Annotated in this window: 24 protein-coding genes; 15 read left to right on the top strand and 9 right to left on the bottom strand. The window is 64.1% G+C overall.

The features are described 5' to 3' along the window. The first annotated feature begins 105 nt into the window (after positions 1 to 105). The 4 genes from N430_RS15485 to N430_RS15500 all read left to right on the top strand — a co-directional run bounded on the left by N430_RS15485 (position 106) and on the right by N430_RS15500 (position 5177). Positions 106 to 2430 (top strand): Tex family protein, encoded by a 2325-nt coding sequence (locus tag N430_RS15485; RefSeq protein WP_110637858.1) that lies wholly within the window; start codon positions 106 to 108, stop codon positions 2428 to 2430. After that, positions 2430 to 2813, top strand: a complete 384-nt coding sequence (locus N430_RS15490) for a PaaI family thioesterase (RefSeq protein WP_110637859.1) — start codon at positions 2430 to 2432, stop codon at positions 2811 to 2813. The genes N430_RS15485 and N430_RS15490 overlap by 1 nt, the downstream gene beginning before the upstream one ends. A 154-nt stretch (positions 2814 to 2967) precedes the next feature. After that, entirely contained in the window at positions 2968 to 4545 is a 1578-nt protein-coding gene (gshA, locus tag N430_RS15495; RefSeq protein WP_165837360.1) for a glutamate--cysteine ligase, read from the top strand. Continuing rightward, on the top strand, positions 4545 to 5177 hold the full coding sequence (locus tag N430_RS15500) for a TetR/AcrR family transcriptional regulator (RefSeq protein WP_110637861.1): 633 nt from the start codon (positions 4545 to 4547) through the stop codon (positions 5175 to 5177). Before gshA ends, N430_RS15500 begins: the two co-directional genes overlap by 1 nt. 142 nt (positions 5178 to 5319) lie before the next feature. On the opposite strand, the gene N430_RS15505 is transcribed toward N430_RS15500, so the two are convergent. The 7 genes from N430_RS15505 to N430_RS15535 form a co-directional block, all read right to left on the bottom strand. Continuing rightward, positions 5320 to 5535, bottom strand: coding sequence for a molybdopterin-binding protein (locus N430_RS15505; protein WP_008095172.1), 216 nt, complete (start codon positions 5533 to 5535; stop codon positions 5320 to 5322). Positions 5536 to 5558: 23 nt separating this feature from the next. Then, positions 5559 to 6371: an aliphatic sulfonates ABC transporter ATP-binding protein gene (gene ssuB / locus N430_RS15510; RefSeq protein WP_110637862.1), complete on the bottom strand. Its 813-nt coding sequence runs from the start codon at positions 6369 to 6371 to the stop codon at positions 5559 to 5561. Then, positions 6368 to 7165, bottom strand: coding sequence for an aliphatic sulfonate ABC transporter permease SsuC (gene ssuC / locus N430_RS15515; RefSeq protein WP_110637863.1), 798 nt, complete (start codon positions 7163 to 7165; stop codon positions 6368 to 6370). Before ssuC ends, ssuB begins: the two co-directional genes overlap by 4 nt. Positions 7166 to 7175: 10 nt before the next feature. Next, positions 7176 to 8324 (bottom strand): FMNH2-dependent alkanesulfonate monooxygenase, encoded by a 1149-nt coding sequence (gene ssuD / locus N430_RS15520; protein ID WP_103448583.1) that lies wholly within the window; start codon positions 8322 to 8324, stop codon positions 7176 to 7178. A gap of 28 nt (positions 8325 to 8352) precedes the next feature. Beyond that, positions 8353 to 9318 (bottom strand): sulfonate ABC transporter substrate-binding protein, encoded by a 966-nt coding sequence (locus N430_RS15525; RefSeq protein WP_110637864.1) that lies wholly within the window; start codon positions 9316 to 9318, stop codon positions 8353 to 8355. A gap of 285 nt (positions 9319 to 9603) precedes the next feature. Next, entirely contained in the window at positions 9604 to 10242 is a 639-nt protein-coding gene (locus tag N430_RS15530; RefSeq protein WP_110637865.1) for a peroxiredoxin, read from the bottom strand. 163 nt (positions 10243 to 10405) lie between these two features. Continuing rightward, a complete protein-coding gene (locus N430_RS15535) occupies positions 10406 to 11737 on the bottom strand; it encodes an OprD family porin (RefSeq protein ID WP_110637866.1) in 1332 nt (443 codons plus the stop codon). A 500-nt stretch (positions 11738 to 12237) separates the two neighbouring features. Between N430_RS15535 and tauA the strand changes: the two genes are divergently transcribed. From tauA to tauD, 4 genes are read left to right on the top strand one after another with little or no spacing between them, the layout of a single operon-like run. Next, a complete protein-coding gene (tauA, locus tag N430_RS15540) occupies positions 12238 to 13209 on the top strand; it encodes a taurine ABC transporter substrate-binding protein (protein WP_110637867.1) in 972 nt (323 codons plus the stop codon). Positions 13210 to 13233: 24 nt separating this feature from the next. After that, on the top strand, positions 13234 to 14022 hold the full coding sequence (gene tauB, locus N430_RS15545; RefSeq protein WP_110637868.1) for a taurine ABC transporter ATP-binding subunit: 789 nt from the start codon (positions 13234 to 13236) through the stop codon (positions 14020 to 14022). Continuing rightward, entirely contained in the window at positions 14019 to 14858 is an 840-nt protein-coding gene (gene tauC, locus N430_RS15550; RefSeq protein ID WP_110637869.1) for a taurine ABC transporter permease TauC, read from the top strand. The genes tauB and tauC overlap by 4 nt, the downstream gene beginning before the upstream one ends. Before the next feature lie 49 nt (positions 14859 to 14907). Then, on the top strand, positions 14908 to 15741 hold the full coding sequence (gene tauD / locus N430_RS15555) for a taurine dioxygenase (RefSeq protein ID WP_110637983.1): 834 nt from the start codon (positions 14908 to 14910) through the stop codon (positions 15739 to 15741). Positions 15742 to 15860: 119 nt separating this feature from the next. On the opposite strand, the gene betT is transcribed toward tauD, so the two are convergent. Together betT and epsC are read right to left on the bottom strand one after the other, a co-directional pair. Further along, the gene (gene betT, locus N430_RS15560) at positions 15861 to 17822 is read right to left on the bottom strand and encodes a choline transporter BetT (RefSeq protein ID WP_178083393.1); all 1962 of its coding nucleotides are present in this window, start codon (positions 17820 to 17822) and stop codon (positions 15861 to 15863) included. A gap of 213 nt (positions 17823 to 18035) precedes the next feature. Beyond that, positions 18036 to 18968, bottom strand: coding sequence for a serine O-acetyltransferase EpsC (gene epsC / locus N430_RS15565; RefSeq protein WP_110637871.1), 933 nt, complete (start codon positions 18966 to 18968; stop codon positions 18036 to 18038). A 273-nt stretch (positions 18969 to 19241) separates the two neighbouring features. On the opposite strand from epsC, the gene tcyJ reads away from it, so the two are divergent. The 7 genes from tcyJ (at position 19242) to N430_RS15600 (ending at position 26451) form a co-directional block, all read left to right on the top strand. Then, positions 19242 to 20036 carry a cystine ABC transporter substrate-binding protein gene (gene tcyJ, locus N430_RS15570; RefSeq protein ID WP_110637872.1) on the top strand — a complete coding sequence of 265 codons (795 nt, stop codon included), beginning with the start codon at positions 19242 to 19244 and terminating at the stop codon, positions 20034 to 20036. Continuing rightward, complete coding sequence (gene tcyL / locus N430_RS15575) at positions 20033 to 20701, top strand: cystine ABC transporter permease (RefSeq protein ID WP_060507574.1); 669 nt, start codon at positions 20033 to 20035, stop codon at positions 20699 to 20701. Before tcyJ ends, tcyL begins: the two co-directional genes overlap by 4 nt. Before the next feature lies 1 nt (position 20702). After that, a complete protein-coding gene (gene tcyN, locus N430_RS15580; protein ID WP_110637873.1) occupies positions 20703 to 21464 on the top strand; it encodes an L-cystine ABC transporter ATP-binding protein TcyN in 762 nt (253 codons plus the stop codon). 237 nt (positions 21465 to 21701) lie between these two features. Next, positions 21702 to 22943 (top strand): SfnB family sulfur acquisition oxidoreductase, encoded by a 1242-nt coding sequence (locus tag N430_RS15585; protein WP_110637874.1) that lies wholly within the window; start codon positions 21702 to 21704, stop codon positions 22941 to 22943. 142 nt (positions 22944 to 23085) lie between these two features. Further along, the gene (locus N430_RS15590) at positions 23086 to 24267 is read left to right on the top strand and encodes an SfnB family sulfur acquisition oxidoreductase (RefSeq protein WP_110637875.1); all 1182 of its coding nucleotides are present in this window, start codon (positions 23086 to 23088) and stop codon (positions 24265 to 24267) included. Continuing rightward, positions 24267 to 25658: an LLM class flavin-dependent oxidoreductase gene (locus N430_RS15595; RefSeq protein WP_110637876.1), complete on the top strand. Its 1392-nt coding sequence runs from the start codon at positions 24267 to 24269 to the stop codon at positions 25656 to 25658. The genes N430_RS15590 and N430_RS15595 overlap by 1 nt, the downstream gene beginning before the upstream one ends. Then, complete coding sequence (locus N430_RS15600; protein ID WP_110637877.1) at positions 25651 to 26451, top strand: MetQ/NlpA family ABC transporter substrate-binding protein; 801 nt, start codon at positions 25651 to 25653, stop codon at positions 26449 to 26451. Before N430_RS15595 ends, N430_RS15600 begins: the two co-directional genes overlap by 8 nt. The last annotated feature ends 1 nt before the right edge of the window (position 26452 follow it).

Below are 26452 nucleotides of genomic sequence, written 5' to 3' on the forward strand. Positions count from 1 at the left end.
CACCGCAAGCCGTTTGCGATGGGTATAATGCGCGGCTTTCATCCAGCGCCACCGGGCCCAAGGCCCACCGGCGACCCCCGTATTCACAAATGTCAGGTGGTTTACATGGACAGCATCAACAGCCGTATCGCCGAGGAACTGGGCGTACGCCCCCAGCAGGTCGAGGCGGCCGTGGGCCTGTTGGACGAAGGCTCGACCGTGCCCTTCATCGCCCGTTACCGCAAGGAAGTGACCGGTAGCCTCGACGACACTCAGCTGCGCCACCTGGAAGAGCGCCTGCGCTACCTGCGCGAACTCGACGAGCGCCGCGCCAGCATCCTGTCCAGCATCGAGGAACAGGGCAAGCTGACTCCGGAGCTGGCCCGCGAAATCAAGCTGGCCGACACCAAGACCCGCCTCGAAGACCTTTACCTGCCGTACAAGCAGAAGCGCCGCACCAAGGGCCAGATCGCCCTGGAAGCCGGCCTCGGTGAGCTGGCCGACGGCCTGTTCAACGACCCGAACCTGGCCCCGGAAAGCGAAGCCGCGCGCTTCGTCGATGCCGAAAAAGGCGTGGCCGACGTCAAGGCCGCGCTGGAAGGCGCCAAGTACATCCTCATGGAGCGCTTCGCCGAAGACGCCGCCCTGCTCGACAAGCTGCGCAACTTCCTCAAGCAGGAAGCGGTGCTCAGCGCCCGCGTGGTGGCCGGCAAGGAAGAAGAAGGCGCCAAGTTCCGCGACTACTTCGCCCATGACGAACTGCTGCGCACTGCCCCGTCGCACCGTGCCCTGGCGATCTTCCGCGGGCGCAACGAAGGCGTATTGAGCGCCTCGCTCAAGGTCGGCGAAGAGCTGCCTGGCACCCTGCACCCGTGCGAACTGATGATCGGCAACCACGTCGGCATCGAGAACCGCAGCCGCCCGGCCGACAAATGGTTGGGCGAGGTGGTGCGCTGGACCTGGAAGGTCAAGCTCTACACCCACCTGGAAACCGACCTGTTCGGCGAACTGCGCGACAACGCCGAAGGCGAGGCGATCAACGTCTTCGCCCACAACCTGCACGACTTGCTGCTGGCCGCCCCGGCCGGCCCGCGCGCCACCCTGGGCTTCGACCCGGGCCTGCGCACCGGCTGCAAGATCGCCGTGGTCGATGCCACCGGCAAGCTGCTGGACCACACCACGGTCTACCCGCACGCGCCGAAGAACGACTGGGATCGCACCATTTCCATCATGGCCGCCCTGTGCGCCAAGCACTCGGTGGAGCTGATCGCCATCGGCAACGGCACCGCCAGCCGCGAGAGCGACAAGCTGGTGGCCGAGCTGGTCAAGAAGTACCCGGCACTGAAGATCACCAAGATCATGGTCTCCGAGGCAGGCGCTTCGGTGTACTCGGCGTCTGAACTGGCCGCCCGCGAATTCCCGGACCTGGACGTGTCGATCCGTGGCGCCGTGTCGATCGCCCGCCGCCTGCAGGACCCGCTGGCCGAACTGGTGAAGATCGACCCGAAATCCATCGGTGTCGGCCAGTACCAGCACGACGTTTCGCAAATCAAGTTGGCCCGTGGCCTGGACGCCGTGGTCGAAGACTGCGTTAACGCCGTCGGCGTCGACGTGAACACTGCTTCGGTGGCGCTGCTGACCCGAATTTCGGGCCTGAACGCGACCCTGGCGCAGAACATCGTCGCCCACCGCGACGCCAACGGCCCGTTCGCTACCCGTGCAGCGCTGAAAAAGGTCAGCCGCCTCGGTGAGAAGACCTTCGAACAGGCTGCTGGCTTCCTGCGCGTGATGAACGGCGACAACCCGCTCGACGCCTCCGCCGTGCACCCTGAGGCCTACCCGCTGGTGCAGCGCATCGCCGCCGGCACCGACCGCGACATCCGCTCGCTGATCGGCGACAGCGGCTTCCTCAAGCGTCTGGACCCGAAGAAGTTCACCGACGAGACCTTCGGCCTGCCGACCGTCACCGACATCCTCCAGGAACTGGACAAACCCGGCCGTGACCCGCGCCCGGAGTTCAAGACCGCCACCTTCCAGGATGGCGTCGAAGATCTCAAGGACCTGGAACCGGGCATGATCCTCGAAGGCGTGGTGACCAACGTCACCAACTTCGGTGCCTTCGTCGACATCGGCGTGCACCAGGACGGTCTGGTGCACATCTCGGCGCTGTCGGAGAAGTTCGTCAAGGACCCGCGTGAAGCGGTCAAGGCCGGCGACGTGGTCAAGGTCAAGGTCATGGAAGTGGACATCCCGCGCAAGCGTGTCGGCCTGTCCATGCGCATGAGCGACACCCCGGGCGAGAAAGTTGACGGCAACCGTGGCGGCAACCGTGGCAATGGCGGCAATCGCCAGCAGCAGGCGCCGCGCCAGCGTGAAACCGCCACTGCAGCCCCGGCCAACAACGCCATGGCCGCCCTGTTCGCCAACGCCAAGCAGCTGAAGAAGAAGTGATGGACATCCCCAAGGAAGTGGTGCAAAGCGCCTACAGCCAGCTCCTTGGCTGCCGCGTGCAACGCCTGGATACAGGCGTTGCCGAGGTGGCCCTGGCGCTCGAACCGCACCTGCGCAACCGCGGCCAGAAACTCCACGGCGGGGCGATCTTCAGCCTGGTCGATATCGCCATGGGCCTGGCCTGTTCGGCCAGCCACGGTTTCGACCAGCAGAGCGTGACCATCGAATGCAAGATCAACTACATGCGCGCCGTCAGCGACGGTGACGTGCTGTGCACGGCCCGTGTGCTGCACGCCGGGCGCCGTACCCTGGTGGTCGACGCCGACGTAGTTCAAGGCGACAAACTGGTGGCGAAAGCGCAAGGAACCTTCGCGGTTCTCTAGCTCACCAAGGGGTATCTGCGGTATTTTTCGGCAGTGCGCTGGCACTGCCGGAACCGCGTAAACCAGGCGACAACGCCAGTTCCTTTCTTCCTACCCTTGTAGACCGTCTTTGCTACCCCCATATTGGGGCGACTGACGCGTGAAGGAATACATCTTGAGCGACCTCCTCAACCGCCGCCTGAGCCTGCTCGGCGCCAATCTTCCCCTGCTCAAGCAGTGCCTGCACGGTATTGAGCGCGAATGCCTGCGCGTGACCGACGAAGGTCGCCTGGCCCAGACCCCGCACCCCGAGGCACTGGGGTCGGCGCTGACCAACGAGCAGATCACCACCGACTATTCCGAGTCGCTGCTGGAGTTCATCACTCCGGCCCTGGCCGACCCGGCCAAGGTGCTCGAAAGCCTCGAACAGACCCACCGCTTCGTCTACAGCAAGCTTGGCGACGAATACCTGTGGAGCCCGTCGATGCCTTGCACACTGCCGGCCGAGGAGGACATCCCGATCGCCGAGTACGGCACCTCGAACATCGGCAAGCTCAAGCACGTCTACCGCAAGGGCCTGGCCCTGCGTTACGGCCGCACCATGCAGTGCATCGCCGGCATTCATTACAACTTCTCGCTGCCCGAAGCGCTGTGGCCGTTGCTGCGCGATAGCGAAGGCAGCGAGGAAAGCGACCGCGACTTCCAGTCCTCGGCGTACATTGCGCTGATCCGCAACTTCCGCCGCTACAGCTGGCTGCTGATGTACCTGTTCGGCGCCTCGCCAGCCTTGGACAAAGGCTTCCTGCGCGGCCGCCCGCACCAGCTCGAAGAGCTGGACGCCGAAACCCTGTACCTGCCCTACGCCACCAGCCTGCGCATGAGCGACCTGGGCTACCAGAGCAACGCCCAGGCCGGCCTCACGCCCTGCTACAACAACCTCGCCAGCTACACCGACAGCCTGCGCAAGGCGGTGGGCACGCCCTACCCGCCTTATGTCGAGGTCGGTACGCATGTGGATGGCGAATGGGTACAGCTGAACACCAACATCCTGCAGATCGAGAACGAGTACTACTCGAACATCCGCCCGAAACGCGTCACCTATACCGGCGAGCGGCCAATCCAGGCGTTGACCTCACGCGGCGTGCAATACGTCGAAGTGCGCTGCCTGGACATCAACCCGTTCCTGCCGGTGGGCATCGACCTGACCGAAGCACGCTTCCTCGACGCCTTCCTGCTGTTCTGCGCCCTCGAAGAGAGCCCGCAGCTGGACAACGGCGAGTGCGGCCAGTGCACCAGCAACTTCCTTACCGTGGTCAAGGAAGGCCGTCGCCCGGGCCTGGAACTGCAGCGCAACGGCCAGCCTGTCGCCCTGCGCGAATGGGCCAGCGAGCTGATCGGCCGTATCGGCCAGCTGGCCGAGTTGCTCGACCGTGCCCAGGGTGGCGATGAACACGCCAAGGCCTTGGCCACCCAGCAGGCCAAGGTCGATGACGCCTCGCTGACTCCATCGGCCCAGGTATTGGCGCGCATGACCGAGCATGACGAAACCTTCGTGCAGTTCTCCCTGCGCCAGAGCCGCCTGCACGCCGAGACCTTCCGCGAGCAGCCACTGTCGGTCGAGCAGCAACAGGCCTTCGAGACTTTGGCTCGCGAGTCACTGGCCAAGCAGTCCGAGCTGGAACAAGAGGAAGTCGGTGACTTCGACCTGTTCGTCGGCGCCTACCAGGCCAGCATCCTGGCGATCAGCAACTGATGAACCGCACCGCTACCCCTCGCAAGCCTCGCGCCAGCAGCCAGGCCAGGATCGAAGCGATCCTGGCGGCCGCGCGCGAGTTGCTGGCTGGGCAAGGGGTGGCAGCGCTGTCGATTTACAGCGTGGCCGAGCGGGCGCAGATCCCGCCGTCTTCGGTGTATCACTTCTTCGCCAGCGTCCCGGCCTTGCTGGAGGCGCTGACCGCCGATGTGCACCGGGCATTTCGCGAGGCCTTGAGTGCGCCGATCGACAGCAGTGCCTTCGCTACCTGGCATGAGCTGTCGCGGTTGATCGAGCAGCGCATGCTCGACATCTACAACGAGGATGCGGCGGCGCGGCAGTTGATCCTGGCCCAGCATGGGCTCAGTGAAGTGGTGCAGGCCGACCGGCAGCACGACATGGAGCTGGGCGACCTGATGCAAAAGCTGTTCGATCAGCACTTCCACCTGCCGGTAATGCCGACGGATGTGGATGTGTTCGCCCTGGCGATGGAGCTGAGCGACCGGGTGTATGCGCGGTCGGTGCAGTTGCATGAGGCGATCACGCCGCGTATGGCCGAGGAAGGCAAGCGGGTGTTCGAGGCGTATCTGGGGCTTTATCTGCCGCCCTTCCTGGCCAAGCGTCAGGGCTGAAATGATTGGGGCCGCCTTGCGGCCCTTCGCGGGCAAGCCCGCTCCCACAGGGACCGCGCAAACGCTGAATGCTGCGCAGTACCTGTGGGAGCGGGCTTGCCCGCGAAGGGCTGCAAAGCAGCCCCAATATCCAGCAGCACCCTCACAGCTTGGCGATGGACACTTCAGTCGATTTCACAAAGGCAATCACTTCGCTGCCCACCTGCAGCTCCAGCTCTTTCACGGAGCGGGTAGTAATCACTGAAGTGACGATACCGGAGGCGGTCTGCACGTCGATTTCCGACAGTACCGGGCCTTCGAGGATTTCTTTCACGGTGCCTTTGAACTGGTTGCGGACGTTGATGGCTTTGATGGTCATGGCTTGATTCCTTCTCTTTGGCTTCAGTGCGCCCAACGCAGTTGCGTAGGCAAAGGGGCTACAGGGTCCGGCTCGGGCGCAGCGCCCGGTACCGACAGAACACGGTTGAGCACTTCGCTTTCCAGCGCGGCCAGGCGGTGCGAACCTCGCGCCCTTGGCCTTGCCAGGTCTACGGTGAGGTCCAGGCCGACTTCGCCGTCCTCGATCAGGATCACCCGGTCAGCGACGGCCACCGCCTCGTTGACGTCATGGGTGACCAGCAGCACGGTGAAGCCGTGCTGACGCCACAGGCGTTCGATCAGTTGCTGCATCTCAATGCGGGTCAGTGCATCCAGCGCGCCCAGCGGCTCATCCAGCAGCAGCAGGCGAGGTTGGTGGATCAAGGCCCGGGCCAGGGCCACGCGCTGCTTCTGGCCACCGGACAACGCCGCCGGCCATTCATTGGCGCGATCAGCCAGGCCGACCGCCTCCAGGGCGTCCAGTGCCCGCTGGCGCCAGTCCCCCCTGAGGCCCAGGCCGACGTTGTCGATCACCTTCTTCCAGGGCAGCAGACGCGCTTCCTGGAACATCAGCCGCGTTTCCTCGCGGGCCTCGCTCAGCGGTGCAGCACCGGCCAGCAACTGGCCGGCAGTCGGCTGGTCGAGCCCGGCCAGCAGGCGCAGCAAGGTGCTCTTGCCGCAACCGCTGCGGCCGACGATGGCGACGAACTGGCCGGCCGGGATATGCAGGTCGATGCCTTTCAACACTTCCCGCTGGCCGAAGGCCTTGCGCAGGCCGTTGGCGGCCAGCGGGATACCACGCAGCAGGCGTGGCGGCTGTTCCTTGAGCACGGTCATGCGCCCTCCTTCTTCGCCACTTGGTAAGCCGGGTGCCAGCGCAGCCACACCCGTTCCAGGCCGCGGGCGGCGAGGTCGGCGAGCTTGCCGAGCACGGCGTACAGGACGATGGCCAGTACCACCACGTCGGTCTGCAGGAATTCACGGGCGTTCATCGCCAGGTAACCGATGCCGGAGTTGGCCGAAATGGTCTCGGCAACGATCAAGGTCAGCCACATGAAGCCCAAGGCGAAGCGCACGCCGACCAGGATCGAGGGCAGCGCACCGGGCAGGATCACCTGGCGGAACAGGCCGAAACCAGACAGGCCATAGCTGCGCGCCATCTCCACCAGTGCCGGGTCGACATTGCGGATGCCGTGGTAAGTGTTCAGGTAGATCGGGAACAGCGTGCCCAGCGCGACCAGGAAGATCTTCGCCGACTCGTCGATACCGAACCACAGGATCACCAGCGGAATCAGCGCCAGGTGCGGCACGTTGCGGATCATCTGCACCGAGCTGTCGAGCAGGCGTTCGCCCCAGTTCGACAGGCCGGTGATGAAGCCCAGCACCAGGCCGATGCTGCCGCCGATCACGAAGCCCAGCCCGGCCCGCCAGCCACTGATGGCCAGGTGGGTCCAGATTTCACCGCTGCGCACCAGCTCGACACCCGCGCTGACCACCGCGCTCGGCGCCGGCAGGATGCGGGTCGACAGCCAGCCGGCGCTGACCGCCAGCTGCCAGGCTGCCAGCAGCAGCACCGGCAGCGCCCATGGCGCCAGGCGCTGGCTCAGGGTGGTGGAAGTTGCACGACTCATGGCCCGGCCCTCAGCTCTGCGCAACGGACTTGGGCAGGATGTCGTTGGCGACCATTTCGCCGAACGGGCTCACGTAGCCGCCAGCCTTGGCCTGCTCCGGGCGTTGCACGTCCAGATGCGGGAACAGCAGTTCGGCGACCCGGTACGACTCTTCCAGGTGCGGGTAACCGGAGAAGATGAAGGTGTCGATACCCAGCTCGGCGTACTCCTTGACCCGTGCCGCCACGGTCGGGCCATCGCCGACCAGCGCGGTGCCAGCACCGCCACGCACCAGGCCGACTCCGGCCCAGAGGTTGGGGCTGACTTCCAGGTTGTCGCGGTTGCCCTTGTGCAGGGCCGCCATGCGTTGCTGGCCGACCGAGTCGAAACGGGCCAGCGAGGCCTGGGCACGGGCGATGGTGTCGTCGTCCAGGTGCGAGATCAGCTTGTCGGCGGCAGCCCAGGCTTCTTCGTTGGTTTCCCGCACGATCACGTGCAGGCGGATGCCAAAGCGCACTTCACGGCCTTGGGCAGCGGCTTTCTCACGCACCTGGGCGATTTTCTCGGCAACGGCGCTCGGCGGCTCGCCCCAGGTCAGGTACAGCTCGACCTGCTCGGCGGCGAGGTCCTGGGCCGCGTCCGACGAGCCACCGAAATACAACGGTGGGCGCGGTTGCTGAATCGGCGGATAGAGCAGCTTGGCACCCTTCACCTGGATGTGCTTGCCGTCGTAGTCGACGGTTTCGCCTTCCAGCACCTTGCGCCAGATGCGGGTGAACTCGACCGAGGCTTCGTAGCGCTCCTGGTGGTTCAGGTGCAGGCCATCGCCAGCCAGTTCATCCGGGTCGCCCCCGGTCACCAGGTTGAACAGCGCACGGCCGTTGGACAGCCGGTCGAGGGTCGCGGCCTGGCGTGCGGCCACGGTCGGCGAAATGATGCCTGGGCGCAGGGCTACCAGGAACTTCAGGCGCTGGGTCACCGGAATCAGCGACGCCGCCACCAGCCAGGAGTCCTCGCAGGAACGCCCGGTAGGGATCAGCACACCACCGAAACCAAGGCGGTCGGCGGCCTGGGCGATCTGCTGCAGGTAACCGTGATCGACTGCGCGAGCGCCGTCGGAAGTGCCTAGGTACTTGCCGTCACCGTGGGTAGGGAGGAACCAGAAAATGTTAAGGCTCATTGGAGTTGTCTCCTCAAGGGGGGCTCGATCAAGGCGCGCTGGCGACCTTGGCGGGGGGAGTCCAGATCACGTCCTTGATGCTCAGCGGCTTGGGAATCAGCTTGAGCGCCTGAAAGGTGTCGGCGATCTTCTGTTGCGCGGCCACCACTTGCGGGGTGAGCGGCTGAGCACCGTAGCCTTGGCGTTTCACCGAGGTCAGGGTGATGTCGGCGGGCAGGCCGAGCAGTGGCGCGACCTGGTCGGTGACTTCCTGTGGGTTGGCCTGGGACCACTGGCCCACGGCACGCACTTCGTCGATCAGGGTGCTGATCACAGCCGGGTGTTGGGTGGCGTAGTTGCGGGTGGCCAGGTAGAACTGGTGGTTGTCGACCAGATCCTGGCCATCACGCAGGGTACGGGCTTGCAACTGTTGCTCGGCGGCGGCCTGGTACGGGTCCCAGATCACCCAGGCATCGACGCTGCCACGCTCGAAGGCGGCGCGGGCATCGGCAGGTGGCAGGTAGACGGGCTGGATATCGCTGTACTTGAGGCCGGCGTCTTGCAGGGCGCGGACCAGCAGGTAGTGAACGTTGGAGCCTTTGTTGAGGGCGACTTTCTTGCCTTTGAGTTCTTTCACCGACTGGATCGGCGAGCCTTTCGGCACGAGGATGGCTTCGCTGTGCGGCGCCGGTGGCTCGTAGGCCACGTAGAGCAGGTCGGCGCCAGCGGCCTGGGCGAACACGGGCGGGGTCTCGCCGGTGACGCCGAAGTCGATCGAGCCGACGTTCAGCCCTTCGAGCAGCTGCGGGCCGCCGGGGAACTCGGTCCACTGCACTTGTACGCCCTGCTCGGCCAGGCGCTTCTCCAGCGTGCCCTTGGCCTTGAGCAGCACCAGGGTGCCGTATTTCTGGTAACCGATGCGCAGGCTCTCGGCCTGGGCTTGAGTGATGGCGCCGAAGGACACAGCCGCCGCAAACAGGGCGACCAGACCACGACGCAAGAAGACTGTGCGCATGGCGCTCTCCTGTGCGATTGGGGTTCGGGTTGCACCTGCTTGCCTCGTTGGCGGGCGAGTAAGGTGGTGGAGCTTGTTTGCTGTTGAGGTGACATTACCAGTCAGTTTATATATCTAGAAATCATATTTCTTCATTTGTTTATTCCTTTATTGCATTACGTTTTGAAGGCCCTTTCGCGGGCGTGCCCGCGAAGAAGCAAGCACCTTGCAACAGGCATAAAAAAGGGCCGTCGAAACGGCCCGAAAATCCCTGCTATGGCTAAGAGCAATGCAACGAGGTATTCATCAACGGTTGGGTTGCGGGGTCAGCCGCAGATAGGGTTTCACTGCCCGATAACCTTTCGGGAAGCGCTGCCTGATTTCGTCTTCGTCCTTCAGCGAAGGCACGATCACCACCTCGTCACCGTCCTGCCAGTTACCTGGTGTGGCGACCTTGTGGTTGTCGGTGAGCTGCAGCGAGTCGATCACCCGCAGGATTTCGTTGAAGTTGCGCCCGGTACTGGCCGGATAGGTAATGGTCAGGCGCACCTTCTTGTTCGGGTCGATGACGAACAGCGAGCGCACGGTGAGGGTGTCGCTGGCGTTGGGGTGAATCAGGTCGTACAGGTCGGAGACCTTGCGGTCGGCGTCGGCGATGATCGGGAAGTTGACCACGGTGTTCTGGGTCTCGTTGATATCCTCGATCCACTTGTGGTGCGAATCGACCGGATCGACCGACAGGGCGATGGCCTTCACGCCACGCTTGGCGAAATCTTCCTTGAGCTTGGCGGTCAGGCCCAGTTCAGTGGTGCACACCGGCGTGAAGTCCGCCGGGTGGGAGAACAGCACACCCCAGCTGTTGCCCAGCCATTCGTGGAAGCGGATATTGCCTTCACTGGATTCCTGCTCGAAGTCCGGGGCGATGTCGCCGAGTTTGAGGCTCATGGGGTGCGGCTCCTGTGCTGTGTTCTGGCTTATGGGTTCAATGTGCCTGCATTCGCAGAGAAACAAAAAGAATAAATAATGATTTATTTATAACTTTTATGCATACGAAATTGCGGCCACAAAAAAGCCTCGCACTAGGCGAGGCTTTCTGTGTGGCTACGACTTACAGGAAGCTGTAAGTGTAGTTCACGATGAAGCGAGCCTGGTCCTGGTCGGCACTGGCTTCGTTGCTACCACCACGGTAGACGCCCTGGCGCAGGCTGAAGCCCAGGCCTTTGAGGGTGCCTTGCTGAATGGTGTAGTCGATGCGTGCGTCACGCTCCCACTCGTTGTAGGTGCCGTGGCCGCTCTTGTAACGAATGTCGTCACCGCGCAGGTAGGCAACCGAGGCCTTCAGGCCTGGAACGCCCAGCGAGGCGAAGTCATACGAGTACTGACCGAAGTTGGTGTTCTCACCAGCACGGGCAAACTGGTTGATCATGCTGTCGGTGAACAGGTAGAAGCTGGAGCCACCGGCACCTTCAGGACGGTTGTTGCCATCAACCACGTTGCCCTGGTTCAGCCAGACGAAACCGCCGTCATCGCTGACCTGCTGACGACCGAGCAGGAACGCGTGGCCACCGAGGGTGTAGGTGAACATGGCAGACCAGGTCTTGTTGTCGATCTTGCCGGTATTCTTGGCGTAGCCGCCGTTGTTGTTGAAGTTGTAGCCGCCGCCGTGACCGTTGTTGCCGTCGCTGCTGCTGTCAAAGTAGCGCAGGTCGGTCTTGAACGACTGGTCGTCAGCGATCTTGAACACGTGAGTCGCGCCCAGGAAGTGCTGCTTGTAGAAGTCTTCCAGGTTCGAGTAGTAGTACTGCAGGGTCAGGTCTGGAGTGAGCTTGTAGTCCAGGCCACCGAAGCGGAACTTGTTGCTGTCGGCAGTGGCGCCGGCAACGGACAGACCGGTGCGGTTACTCGAAGCACGGCCCATGGCGTGGGTCAGCTGACCGGCGTTGACGGTCAGGTTGTCGATTTCTTTCGACTGGATGGTGCCACCTTCGAAGGTCTGCGGCAGCAGACGACCGTCGTTGGAGACCAGGATCGGCAGGTTTGGCGCCAGGGCGCTACCGAAGTGAACTTCGGTCTTCGAGAAGCGGGCCTTGGCGTTGGCGCCAAAGCGTGCCCACTGGTCTACCGCCGAACCGTCGCTGTCGCTAGGGAAGAAGGTGCCGACGTCAGGGTGCTTGCCACGGCCGCCGTCCAGGTGAATACCCCACAGGGCCTGGGCGTCAACACCGAAGCCTACGGTGCCTGGAGTGAAACCGGAGATGTAGTCGAGCTTGAAGCCCTGACCCGACTCACGGTTGTCGGCACCGCCATCGCGGTTGTCGTTGTTGAAGTACATGGTGCGCGAGCTCAGCGACAGTTTGCTGTCCTCGACGAAACCGGCGGCACCTGCTGCTTGGGCGAAAACCCCCACGGCCACGGCCAGAGCCAGGCTGGACTTGTACATGTTTTGCTCCTCTACGTTCTAATTCTTGTGTATCTCTGGCGGCAGGATCTGTTGCCCCGCTCTACCGTGGATGGGCGATTAGCCCCAAAGCGTGACCATTTAGTCAATCGTTTCTAAACGTTTCTCGACTTTGGTCTAAGACGCCCCCTGCGCTACAGGATAATGACAATCCTATAAATCCAAAATGACCGTTTTATGAATTCGTCAGATTTTTAAGGAATATCGTAGGAACCTTTACTGCAAAAAGTTGTATCGGCGCCGTCAATCATACCTTTAGGTTATTTGCAAACGTTTGCCGACCAGCAACCGGTCACATCCCCTTACGAAGGGAAAAAAGATTAGCAGCGAATCGCCGTTGCGCCAGGTGCCTTTTCCGGCTATGGCCAGCGTTAAAGCGTTTGGCTCCTAAGCTAATTCTAAAAAGTTATTTATTTTCTATTTCTTAGATCATTTAGCCTTCTCGCCATCCAGTACATCGATTGCCTGACGAGAGGTTCACCATGATCCCGCACGCTCCGCTGCGCCTGTTCGCCGCCCTGACCCTCGCCAGCGCCAGCTGGTTGGCCCAGGCCGCCGACCTCACCGTTGCCTACCAGACCACCGTCGACCCGGCCAAGGTGGCCCAGGTCGATGGCAACTACGAAAAAGCCAGCAAGGCCAGCATCGACTGGCGCAAGTTCGATAACGGTGCCGACGTGATCACCGCCGTGGCCAGCGGCGACGTGCAAATCGGCTACCTCGGTTCCAGCCCGCTGGCTGCCGCCGCTACCCGCAAGCTGCCGGTCGAGACCTTCCTCATCGCCACCCAGATCGGTGCCGGCGAGGCCCTGGTCGCCCGCGACAGCATCAAGACCCCGCAGGACCTGGTCGGCAAGAAAGTCGCCGTGCCGTTCGTTTCCACCGGCCACTACAGCCTGCTGGCCGCGCTGAAAAGCTGGAACATCGACCCGTCCAAGGTGCAGATCCTCAACCTCGCACCACCGGCAATCATCGCCGCCTGGAAGCGCGGCGACATTGACGCCACCTACGTCTGGGACCCGGCCTTGGGCGTGGCCAAGGAAAACGGCAAGGTGCTGATCACCTCCGGTGAACTGGCCGAAAAAGGCGCACCGACCTTCGATGCCTGGATCGTGCGCAAGGACTTCGCCGCCAAGCACCCGGACGTGGTCAAGGCCTTCGCCAAGGTCACCCTCGACGCCTACGCCGACTACCGCAAAGACCCGCAAGCCTGGCTGGCCAACCCGGACAACGTCGCCAAGCTGGCCAAGCTGTCCGGCGCCAAGCCGACCGATATCCCGGTGCTGCTGCAGGGCAACGTCTACCCGCTGGCCGCCGACCAGACCAGGGAACTGGGCGCGCCCACCACCCAGGCACTGACCGACACGGCCACCTTCCTCAAACAGCAAGGCAAGGTCGACGCGGTGCTGCCCGACTACTCGCCGTACGTCAGCGCCCAGTACATCCCCAACTAAGACTGCAATCGCACGGAGCCTGCCATGGCCTTGCTCGAACTGGAGCGCATCAGCGCACAGTACCCCGGCGCCACCGCCCCGGTGCTGGCCGACATCAACCTGAGCCTGGGGCCGCGCCAACTGCTGGTGGCCCTGGGGCCATCCGGCAGTGGCAAGACCTCGCTGCTGAACCTGATCGCCGGCTTCGTCGCCCCGAGCGGCGGGCACATCACCCTTGATGGCGTGCCGGTACAGGGCCCGGGGGCCGAGCGTGGCGTGGTGTTCCAGGATGATGCCCTGCTGCCTTGGCAGAACGTGCTGGGCAACGTCGCCTTCGGCCTGGAACTGGCCGGAGTGCCCCGTGCCCAGCGTGAGGCCAAGGCCCGCGAGATGCTGGCCCTGGTCGACCTCGACGGCTTCGGCGAGCGGCGCATCTGGCAACTGTCTGGTGGCCAGAAGCAGCGCGTGGGCCTGGCCCGTGCGCTGGCCGCCGACCCGCGGGTGCTGCTGATGGACGAACCGTTCGGCGCCCTCGATGCCTTCACCCGCGAGCAAATGCAGGAACTGCTGCTGCAAGTCTGGCAACGCACCGCCAAACCGGTGTTCCTGATCACCCACGACATCGAGGAAGCGGTGTTCCTCGCCAGCGAACTGGTGCTGCTGGCGCCTAACCCCGGCCGTGTGGTCGAGCGCCTGCAACTCGATTTCGGCCAGCGCTATGCGGCGGGCGAGTCGGCCCGGGCGATCAAGTCCGATCCACGCTTCATCGAGACCCGCGAGCATGTACTGGCCCGCGTGTTCTCCCAACGCCAAAGCCTGCAGGAGCGCGCATGAGCAGCCTGGACCTGCCGGTCACCGGCAAACGCGTCAATCAAACCCGGCCCGCCCCCCAGGCCCGCCGCCCATTGTCTACCCGCTGGATCAGCGCCCTGACCCTGGCCAGCCTGCTGCTCGCCTGGTGGCTGGTAACGGCCGCCGGCTGGATCGAGCCGCTGTTCCTGCCCTCGCCCAGCGACATCCTGGCCAAGGCCTGGACCCTGCTCACTCAGGGCTACATGGACGCCAGCCTGTGGCAGCACCTGGGCGCCAGCCTGGGCCGTATCGGCCTGGCCCTGGTCGCCGCGACCCTGACCGCCATCCCGGTCGGCATCGCCATCGGTTACAACCGTGTGGCCCGTGGCATCCTCGACCCGCTGATCGAGTTCTACCGGCCGATCCCGCCGCTGGCCTACCTGCCGCTGATCGTCATCTGGTGCGGCATCGGCGAGCTGTCCAAGGTGTTGCTGATCTACCTGGCGATCTTCGCCCCGATCGCCATCGCCACCGCCACCGGCGTGCGCACCGTCGACCCGGCCAAGCTGCGTGCGGCGCAGTCGCTGGGCGCAACCCGGGTGCAGTTGATTCGCCACGTAATCCTGCCCAGCGCCCTGCCCGACATCCTGACTGGCATCCGCATCGGCCTCGGGGTCGGTTGGTCGACCTTGGTCGCCGCCGAGCTGATCGCTGCCACCAGCGGCCTGGGTTTCATGGTGCAGTCGGCGGCGCAGTTCCTGGTCACCGACGTGGTGGTGCTGGGCATCCTGCTGATCGCCTTGATCGCCTTTGCCCTGGAGATGGGCCTGCGCGCCCTGCAACGCAAGCTGGTGCCCTGGCATGGGCAGAGCCACTGAATTCCGACTGACCACGCCAGCAGCCTGGCGCCTGATTGAAGAGACCGACATGAGCCTGACCATCACTCCCCTCAGCCCGGCGCTCGGCGCACAGATCAGCGGCGTGGACCTCAGCCGCGACATCAGCGCCGAACAGCGCGATGCCATCGAGCAAGCGCTGCTCCAGCACCAGGTGCTGTTCTTCCGCGACCAGCCGATCAACCCGGAGCAACAGGCGCGCTTCGCCGCCCGTTTCGGCGACCTGCACATCCACCCGATCTACCCCAACGTGCCAGAGACGCCGCAGGTGCTGATTCTCGACACGGCTGTCACTGACGTGCGCGACAACGCCGTGTGGCACACCGACGTGACCTTCCTGCCGACTCCGGCGCTGGGTGCAGTGCTCAGCGCCAAGCAGCTTCCGGCCTATGGTGGCGACACCTTGTGGGCCAGCGGTATCGCAGCGTTCGAAGCCTTGTCGGCGCCGCTGCGCGAAATGCTCGATGGCCTGACCGCCACCCACGACTTCACCAAGTCGTTCCCGCTGGAGCGTTTTGGCACCACGGCCGAAGACCTGGCGCGCTGGGAAGCGACCCGGCGCAACAACCCGCCGTTGTCGCACCCGGTGGTGCGCACGCATCCGGTGAGCGGGCGCAAGGCGTTGTTCGTCAATGAAGGGTTCACCACGCGCATCAATGAGCTGAGCGAGCTGGAGAGCGAGGCGCTGCTCAAGTTGCTGTTCACCCATGCGACGCGACCGGAATTCAGCATTCGCTGGCGTTGGCAGGAGAATGATGTGGCGTTCTGGGACAACCGCGTGACCCAGCATTTTGCGGTGGATGATTACCGGCCCAATCGGCGGGTGATGCACCGGGCGACCATCCTTGGGGATGCGCCCTTCTGACAGGCCCCTGGGAGGCCTTCGGCCTCCTTTCGCGACACAAGGCCGCTCCTACAGGAGATCGCGTACCCCTGTAGGAGCGGCCTTGTGTCGCGAGAGGGCCGCAAAGCGGCCCCGACGATCTAGCGGACCAGATGCAGGAACTGCATGTGCCGCTCGTACTGGTCGAGGATGTCGTTGATGATCTGCTCCTTGCTGTAGCCCACCAGGTCATAGTTCTGGCTGCCTTCGCTCAGGTGCACCTCGGCGCGGTAGTAACGGCGGTTCTTCAACTCCTGCGTGCCCAGCCCACCCAGCGCGAACGACGGCGTGAAGTAACCACGCATCTGCACCTGGTAGATGAATGGCTGCTCCTCGCCATGGCCAACCTTCAGGCTGACGTTGTCATGGCTCGGGTCGTCCTGGGTCACCAGCACCAGGCCTTTCTGCTCGAACACCTCACGCACATCGGCAATCGCCGGGCGCACCACGTCGTCCATGAAGCGGTACACCTCGTCCCGCGACGGGAAATGCACGGCCTGGCTCAAGCGTTGACGCCAGCCACCGCGACCACGGCGTGACTGGGCGAACGGTGCCAGCGAGTGCATCTGCGCGATCTGCCGCTGGCTCTCCAGGTAGAAGGCCTTGTGCAGCCCCCACATCATGCACAGCAGGATCAGCGAGAACGGCAGCGAGGTCAGCACCACCGCCGACTTCAGCGAGTCGATGCTGCCGGCGAACAGCAGGCCGCTGGTGATCAGCGCAGTCATCGCGCCCCAGAAGATGCGCAACCAGTTCGGCCCGTCTTCATCGGCACCGCCGCCCTTGGCGGACAAGGTCGACAGCACCACGGTGCCGGAGTCGGCTGAAGTAACGAAGAACACAAAGCTGATGAACACCGTCACGGCGATCACCGTCTTGCTCCACGGGTAGGTTTCCAGCAGCAGGTACAGGCTCATCGACGGGTTGTCCAACGCCGATTGGCCGAGCGCAGTCATGCCGTGGTTGATCACCTGGTCCAGCGCGCTGTTGCCGAAGATCGACATCCACGCCAGGGTGAAGCCCAGCGGAATCAGCAGCACGCCGAAGACGAACTCACGGATGGTGCGGCCACGCGAGATGCGCGCAATGAACAAGCCCACGAACGGTGCCCAGGCAATCCACCAGGCCCAGTAGAACACCGTCCAGCCACCCAGCCAGTCACGTTGCTCGCCATAGGCGTACACGTCGAAGCTCTTGCGCGGCAAGGCGCCGAGGTAATCGCCGAGGTTCTGGATCAGGGTATTGAACAGGTGCTGGGTGGGCCCGGCGAACAGCACGAACAACAGCAGCGCACAGGCCAGGAACAGGTTGATGTCGCTCATCACCCGTACGCCCTTCTCCACGCCCGCCACAGCTACCGCCACTGCCGCGCCCATCATCAGCGCGATGAGGATCACCTGCACCCACTGGCTGTGGCTGATACCGAACAGGTAGTCGAGGCCGGCGTTCAGGTGCAGCACACCAAAGCCCATGTCGGCGCCCAGGCCGAACACCGTGGCGATGATGCCGAAGCCGTCCACGGCATAGCCGATAGGGCCGTTGATACGTTTGCCGATCAGCGGATACAGCGCCGAACGCAAGGCCAGCGGCAGGTTGTGGCGGTAGGCGAAGTAGGCCAGCGCCATGCCGACAAAGGCGAATACGCCCCAGCCATGCAGGCCCCAGTGCAGGAACAGGATCTCCATCGCCTGGCGCCCGGCCTCGGCCGTGCCCCCTTCGCCCTGGGGCGGGGTGAGCATGTGGGTCAGCGGTTCGGACACGCAGAAGAAGAACAGCGTGATGCTGATACCGGCGGCGAACAGCATGCCGGCCCAGGACAGGTAACTGAACTCGGGCTCGTCATGGTCGGCACCGAGCTTGATCTTGCCGTAGCCAGACAAGGCCGTGACCACCACGAACACCAGGTACAGGGTCATGGCCAGCATGTAGTACCAGCCGACCGTGTTGGCCGCCCAGTTCTGCGCCGCCAGCAGCCACTCACCGGCAGCCTGCGGGAAGGCGACGACCACGAGGCCAAAGATAAGAATGAAACTAGCCGCGAAGTAGAACACCGGCGGGTTCATGCGGATCTTGCCATTGGCAAGGGATGGGGACGGTGCACTCATGAAACAGGCACCTCGTCGATCGACGTGAGGTTCGGAATGAACGGGTTCAGCAAAGGAATCCTCCTGTTGAACACCGGCAGCGGACCAGCGTTTTTCATTGAACAAGCGTTCAAGTTAAACATGGATCGGCTTTCAAAGCGAACCGGGGCGCCGATTGGCGCCCCGGGTAACTCAGTTCTTGTCCTGGCAGTCCAGCTGCAGGTTGGCCTGGGTGATGTTGCTTTCGGCCGGCACGCTGCGGGTCAGCCAGACATTGCCGCCAATGGTCGAGCCCTTGCCGATGGTGATCCGTCCCAGGATCGTCGCCCCGGCATAGATCACCACGTCGTCCTCGACGATCGGGTGGCGTGGCAGCCCCTTGTGCAGCGTCCCCGACTCATCGCTGGGGAAGCGCTTGGCGCCCAGGGTAACCGCCTGGTAGATGCGCACCCGCTCACCGATGATCGCGGTCTCGCCAATCACCACGCCGGTACCGTGGTCGATGAAGAAGCTCTGGCCGATCTGCGCGCCGGGGTGAATATCGATACCGGTGGCCGAATGCGCCAGCTCCGAGCTGATACGCGCCAGCAGCGGCAGACCCGCCTGATAAAGGTGGTGCGCCAGACGGTGGTGAATGATCGCCAGGATCCCCGGATAGCACAGCAATACCTCGTCTACGCTGCGCGCCGCCGGGTCGCCGTGATAGGCAGCCAGCACATCGGTATCGAGCAACACACGCAGGCCCGGCAAGGCCGCCGCGAAGTCCTGGATCAGGCGCAGGGCCTGGGCGTCGATACCCTCCAGCCCCGTCTTGCTCTGGCGGGCGGCGTAGCGCAGTTCCAGCCGCGCCTGCGCCAGCAATGCCGTCAGCGCCGCGTCGAGGGTATGGCCGACGTAGAAGTCTTCACTTTCTTCACGCAGGTCGACCGGGCCCAGGCGCATCGGAAACAGCGCCCCGCACAGCTGTTCGAGAATCTGCCGCATGGCCTCGCGCGAAGGCAGTTCGCGCCCGCCCTGCTCGCCACTGCTGCGGCCATTGCGGCTGCGCCATTGCTCGCGGGCTCCGCGCAGGCCGCTGACGATGCTGTGCAGTTGCCAGTGCCCAGATGAAGGTTGTTCGCTCACGGTGTTCTCCTGCCGAAGGTGGCCAATCTGTCGTTATGCGATCCACTCTACGGCAAATCTGTCCCTTGGAAAAAACAACGCTTTATTCCATCCTGCGCTAAGTCGGGCATAAGCGGCGATGACGGCGGCACTATCCTGGCCTACCCTCAAAGCAGCCAAAACCTGGCACAGATCAAAACGGAAATAACAAAATAAGTTTTTATTATTTCCTGGCCTATGCAGCCAACTTTATAGTCGCCACCCACTACTTCAACAACAAGCGCGGGGTCTGACATGTCGAAATTCGCCAAACCGCTTCTCAACGCCAGCCTGGCCATCCTGCTGGGTGCCGGCCTGCTCGGCCAGGCCTTCGCCGGCGAGCAACTCAAGACCATCCAGGAAAAAGGCGTGATCAACGTCGGCCTCGAAGGCACCTACCCGCCGTTCAGCTTTCAGGATGAAAACGGCAAGCTGACCGGCTTCGAGGTCGAGCTGTCCGAGTTGCTGGCCAAGGAGCTGGGGGTCAAGGCCAAGATCCAGCCGACCAAATGGGACGGCATCCTTGCCGCGCTGGAATCCAAGCGCCTGGACGTGGTGGTCAACCAGGTGACCATCTCCGAGGAGCGCAAGAAGAAGTACGACTTCTCCGAGCCCTACACCATCTCCGGCATCCAGGCGCTGGTGCTGAAGAAGAAGGCCGAGCAGCTGAACATCAAGAGTGCGCAGGACCTGGCAGGCAAGAAAGTCGGTGTTGGCCTGGGCACCAACTACGAACAGTGGGTGAAGCAGGACGTGCCAAAGGCTGACGTGCGCACCTATGAAGATGACCCGAGCAAATTCGCCGACCTGCGCAACGGCCGCATCGACGCCATCCTGATCGACCGCCTGGCTGCGCTGGAATACGCCCAGAAGGCCAAGGACACCGAGCTGGCTGGCGACGCCTTCTCGCGCCTTGAAAGCGGCGTGGCCCTGCGCAAGGGCGAGCCTGAGCTGCTGGCCGCGATCAACAAGGCCATCGACAAGCTCAAGGCCGACGGCACGCTGGCCAAGCTGTCGGAGAAATACTTCGGTGCCGATGTCACCAAATGATCGCTGAAAGCCTGCAACTCGTTGCCGACTCCACGCCCTTCCTGCTGAAGGGCGCGGGTTATACGGTGCTGCTCAGTGTTGGCGGCATGTTCTTCGGCCTGGTGCTGGGCTTTGCCCTGGCGCTGATGCGGCTGTCGAAGATCCTGCCGCTGAACTGGCTGGCGCGCATCTACGTGTCGTTCTTCCGTGGCACACCGCTGCTGGTACAGCTGTTCGTGATCTACTTCGGCATGCCGCAGATCGGCATCGAGCTCGACCCGATCCCGGCCTCGCTGATCGGCTTGTCACTGAACATGGCAGCCTATATCTGCGAAATCCTGCGTGCGGCGATCTCCTCGATCGACCGCGGCCAGTGGGAAGCCGCAGCCAGCATCGGCATGACCCGTACCCAGGCCATGCGCCGGGCGATCTTGCCCCAGGCGCTGCGTACTGCGCTGCCACCACTGGGCAACAGCTTCATCTCGCTGGTCAAGGACACCGCGCTGGCAGCGACCATCCAGGTGCCCGAGCTGTTCCGCCAGGCCCAGCTGATTACCGCACGCACCTTCGAAGTGTTCACCATGTACCTGGCCGTTGCCGTGATCTACTGGATCCTCTGCAGCATCCTCGCGCACTTCCAGAACCGCATGGAAGCGCGGGTCAACCAGCACGACCAGGAGCAATGAGATGATCGTCGCCAAAGGCCTGACCAAGCAGTTCAAGGGCCAGACCGTGCTCAACGGTATCAACCTGACCGTGCAACCCGGTGAAGTGGTGGCCATCATCGGCCCCAGCGGCTCGGGCAAGACCACCTTCCTGCGTTGCCTCAACCTGCTGGAAACCCCGGATGCCGGGCAGATCCAGATCGGTGACATCAGCATCGATGCCAACCGCCCGCTCGGCGGCCAGCAAAGTGCGATCCGCCGCCTGCGCCAGCAGGCTGGCTTCGTGTTCCAGAACTTCAACCTGTTCCCCCACCGCACCGCGCTGGAAAACGTCATCGAAGGCCCGGTGATCGTCAAGAAGACGCCCCGCGAACAGGCCATCGAGCTGGGTCGGCGGTTGCTGGCCAAGGTTGGCCTGGCGGGCAAGGAAGACGCCTACCCGCGGCGCCTTTCCGGAGGCCAGCAGCAGCGCGTGGCGATTGCCCGTGCGCTGGCCATGGAACCTGAAGTGATCCTGTTCGACGAACCCACCTCGGCCCTCGACCCGGAGCTGGTCGGCGAGGTGCTGGCGACCATCCGCGGCCTGGCCGAGGAGAAGCGCACCATGATCATCGTTACCCACGAGATGAGTTTTGCCCGGGACGTGGCCAACCGGGTGATCTTCTTCGACAAGGGCGTGATCGTGGAACAGGGCGAGGCCAAGGCGCTGTTCGCCAATCCGAAGGAAGAGCGTACCCGCCAGTTCCTGCGCAAGTTCCTCGGGACCACTGCTGCGCAAGACTGAAAATCTCGGCTGGATTCTTCGCGGGCACGCCCGCTCCCACATTGATCGGTGTGGGAGCGGGCGTGCCCGCGAAGAGGCCGGCACATCCAATGCAAATCCCTCGTCTATAAATATTCCAAAAAGTTAGTTCATAAACTTTTAATAAGCCATTAGGGTATATAAACCGGACCACCGGACCAGCAAATGTCTGTCGCCATCAGCTGAAGCGACGCATCCACTTTGTGAGGTTCGGTTCTGATGACCACCCAGCCAAATACCCAATTCCACAGCGACCTCGACAGCTCGCCCTTGCTGCTGCCGGCCAAGGTCCTGCGCAACGACGCCGAGGCCCTGCAAGCCGCCCGCGAGCTGGCCGAAAGTGCCCGTGAGCAGGCCGCCCGCCGCGACCAGCACCGCAAGCTGCCCTGGGCAGAAATCGAACAGTTCACCCGCAGCGGCCTGGGCAGCATCAGCGTGCCCAAGGCCCATGGCGGCCCGGACGTCTCGTTCGCAACCGTCGCCGAAGTGTTCCGCCTGATCAGCGCCGCCGACCCGGCCCTCGGGCAGATCCCGCAAAACCAGTTCGGCATGCTGCAGTTGCTGCGCCTGACCGCTACCGAGGCCCAGCAGGCGCTGATCTTCCGCAATGTGCTGGACGGCTGGCGCATCGGCAACGCCGGCCCCGAGCGCGGCACCAAGGACACCCTGACGCTCAAGGCCAGGATCACCCGCAGCGGTGACGGCTATCGCATCAGCGGTGAGAAGTTCTATTCCACCGGCGCGCTGTTCGCCCACTGGGTAGCGGTCAAGGCCTTGGACGACGAAGGCCGCCAGCGCCTGGCCTTCGTCCGCCGTGGCAGCCCAGGGCTGCGCATCGTCGACGACTGGTCCGGCTTCGGCCAGCGCACTACTGCCAGCGGTACCGTGCTGCTCGACCAGGTACCGGTTGATGCCGAACTGGTCATCGACAACTGGCGCCAGCGCGATATCCCCAATATCCAGGGCGCGGCCTCGCAGCTGATTCAAGCGGCCATCGATGCCGGCATCGCCGAGGCCGCCATCGACGACGCCATCACCTTTGTCCGCGAAAAATCCCGGCCATGGATCGAGGCCAAGGTCGAACGCGCCAGCGATGACCCTTACGTGATTGCCGACATCGGCCGCCTGAAGCTTGAACTGCATGCCGCCGAGGCGCTGCTGCGCAAAGCCGCGCGCGTGCTCGACGAGGTCAATGCCGGGCCGATCGATGCCGCCGCCGCAGCGCGGGCGTCGATTGCCGTGGCCGAGGCCAAGGTGCTGACCACCGAGATCTCGCTGCAGGCCAGCGAGAAGCTGTTCGAGCTGGCGGGCAGCCGCGCAAGCCTGGCCGAGTTCAACCTCGACCGGCACTGGCGCAACGCCCGGGTGCACACCCTGCACGACCCGGTGCGCTGGAAGTACCACGCGGTTGGCGCTTACCACCTCAACGGCACCCTACCCGCCCGGCATTCCTGGATCTGAATTTGTGGCCATTGGGGCCGCTGCGCAGCCCTTCACGGGCACGCCCGCTCCCACAAGAACTGCATAGAACCTGAGATCAACACTGTACCTGTGGGAGCGGGCATGCCCGCGAAGGGCCGCACAGCGGCCCCCGGAGAACACCATGACAACATCGGTTATTACCAGCGACAGCCAGGCCCTGGCAGCCGCCGAACATATTGCCCAGCAACTCAAACGCGACAGCGCCCTGCGCGACCGCGAACGCCGCCTGCCCCACGCCGAACTGGAGCTGTTCACCCGCTCCGGCCTGTGGGCCATCAGCGTCCCCAAAACCTTCGGCGGCGCGGGGGTCTCCAACGTCACCCTGGCCCAGGTCATCGCCCGCATCGCCCAGGCCGATGGCTCCCTCGGCCAGATCCCCCAGAATCACTTCTACGCCCTCGAAGTGCTGCGGGTAAACGGCAGCCCCGAGCAGCAGCGGCGCCTTTACGCCGAAGTGCTGGCAGGCCGCCGCTTCGGTAACGCCCTGGCCGAGCTGGGCACGAAAACCGCCCACGACCGCACCACCCGCCTGACCCACGACGGCGCCGGTTACCGCATCAACGGCCGCAAGTTCTACGCCACCGGCGCGCTCTACGCGCAACGTATCCCGACCTCGGTGATCGACGACCAGGGCCGCCAGCAACTGGCCTTCGTCCCTGCCAACAGCCAGGGCCTGCAGGTGATCGACGACTGGAGCGGCTTTGGCCAGCGCACCACCGGCAGCGGCTCGGTGACCTTCGACAACGTCTGGGTCGATGCCGTCGACGTGGTGCCGTTCCAGAGTGCCTTCGAGCGCCCGACACCGGTCGGCCCGCTGGCGCAGATTCTCCACGCTGCCATCGACACCGGTATCGCCCGCGCCGCACTGGATGATGCCCTGCACTTCGTGCGCACACGCAGCCGGCCGTGGGTCGACTCCGGCCTGGACAAGGCCAGCGACGACCCGCTGACCCTGAAGAGCTTCGGCCACCTGGTTATCCGCCTGCACGCCGCCGAAGCCTTGCTCGAACGCGCCGGCGAATGCCTCGACCGCGCCCAGGCCGACAGCAATGCCGACACCGTGGCTGCTGCCTCCATTGCCGTTGCCGAAGCACGGGCAATCAGCACGGAAGTGTCCCTGGCCGCCGGCACCACGCTGTTCGAGCTTGCCGGTAGCCAGGCCACCCTGGCCGAGCACAACCTCGACCGCCACTGGCGCAACGCCCGCGTGCACACCCTGCACGACCCGGTGCGCTGGAAGTACCACGCCATCGGCAACTACTACCTGAACAACGCAAACCCACCACGCCGGGGGACCATCTGATGGCCAAGCAGATCCTGCTCAATGCCTTCAACATGAACTGCATCGGGCACATCAATCATGGCCTGTGGACCCACCCACGGGACACCTCGACCCGGTACAAGACCCTGGAATACTGGACCGACCTGGCGCGCCTGCTGGAGCGCGGGCTGTTCGACGGCCTGTTCATCGCCGACATCGTCGGCACCTACGACATCTACGGCAACTCCGTGGACGTAACCCTGAAGGAGTCGATCCAGCTACCGGTCAACGACCCGCTGCTGCTGGTCTCGGCCATGGCCGCCGTCACCCGCCACCTGGGCTTCGGCCTAACCGCCAACCTCACCTACGAGGCGCCGTACCTGTTCGCCCGGCGCCTCTCCACCCTCGACCACCTGAGCAATGGCCGGGTCGGCTGGAACATCGTCACCGGTTACCTCGACAGCGCCGCCCGCGCCATGGGCCTGGAGCAACAGCCCGAGCACGACCGCCGCTACGACCAGGCCGACGAATACCTGCAGGTGCTGTACAAGCTGCTGGAAGGCAGCTGGGCCGATGACGCCGTGGTCAACGACCGCCAGCGCCGGGTGTACGCCGAGCCGGGCAAGGTGCGCAAGATCCGCCACCAGGGCGAGTTCTACAAGGTCGAGGGCTACCACCTGTGCGAACCCTCGCCACAGCGCACACCGGTGCTGTTCCAGGCGGGCAGCTCGCCGCGCGGCCTGGCCTTTGCCGGCAACCATGCCGAGTGCGTGTTCATCAGCGGCCAGGACCAGGCCGCCACCCGCGCCCAGGTCGACAAGGTGCGCGCGGCTGCCCGGGCCGCCGGCCGCGACCCACAGGCGGTGAAGGTATTCATGGGCATCACGGTGATCGTCGCGCCCACCGAGCAGCAGGCCCAGGCCAAGTACGCCGAGTACCTGCAGCATGCCAGCGCGGAAGCCGGCGTGGCGCACTTCGCCGCCTCAACCGGCATCGACTTCGCTGCTTATGGACTGGACGACCCGATCGGTGCCAGCAAGGGCAACGCCATCCAGTCGGCCACCCGCCAGTTGCAGGAAAACGCCTGGACCCGCCGCCGCCTGCTGGAGCAGCACGCCCTCGGCGGGCGCTACGTCACCCTGGTCGGCGCGCCCGACCAGGTGGCCGAACAACTGATCGCCTGGGTCGACGAAACCGGCCTGGACGGCTTCAACCTGACCCGCACCGTCACCCCGGAAAGCTACGAAGACTTCATCGAACTGGTGGTCCCGCAACTGCAGCAACGTGGCCGCTACAAGACCGCCTACGCCGACGGCACCCTGCGCGAGAAGCTGTTCGCCAGCGATCACCCGCACCTGCCCGCCGACCACCCAGGTTCCACCTACCGCAACACCTCTACCCCTGCCCCGACTGGAGCCCTGCACCATGCTTGAGAAACTGTTCCGGCCCGTCGCGGCCATCGCCATCACCCTTGCCCTGACCACCAGTGCCTTCGCTGCCGAGCCGCTGAAGATCGGCACCACCGCGGCCTTCGCCATCCCACTGGAAGCCGCGGTGGAAGAAGCCCACAAGCAGGGCCTGGAGGTGAAGCTGATCGAGTTCAGCGACTGGATCGCGCCGAATGTCAGCCTCAACAGCGGCGACATCGACGTGAACTACTTCCAGCACATTCCCTTCCTGGAGAACGCCAAGGCTGCGGCCGGTTTCAACCTGGTGCCCTATGCCCCGGGCATCATCAACAACGTCGGCCTGTACTCGAAAAAGTACAAGAGCTTCGCCGACCTACCTGAAGGCGCCAGCGTGGCCATCGCCAACGACCCGATCAACAGCGGCCGCGGCCTGCAGTTGCTGGCCAAGGCTGGCTTGATCACCCTCAAGCCGGGGGTAGGCTACAAGGCCACCGAAGACGACATCGTCGCCAACCCGAAGCGGCTGAAGATCCTGCAGGTCGAAGCCGTGCAACTGGTGCGTGCCTATGACGACGCCGACCTGGTCCAGGGCTACCCGGCCTACATCCGCCTGGCCAACAGCTTCGATGCCACTTCGGCATTGCTGTTCGATGGCCTGGAAAACAAGGAGTACGTGATCCAGTTCGTCATCCGTCCGCAAAGCAAGGACGACCCGCGCCTGGCCAGGTTCGTCGACATCTACCAACACTCGCCTGCCGTGCGTTCGGCGTTGAACAAGGCCCATGGCAGCCTGTACCAGGCCGGTTGGGAAGGCTGAC

The organism is Pseudomonas sp. CC120222-01a, assembly GCF_003097235.1.
GTDB lineage: Bacteria > Pseudomonadota > Gammaproteobacteria > Pseudomonadales > Pseudomonadaceae > Aquipseudomonas.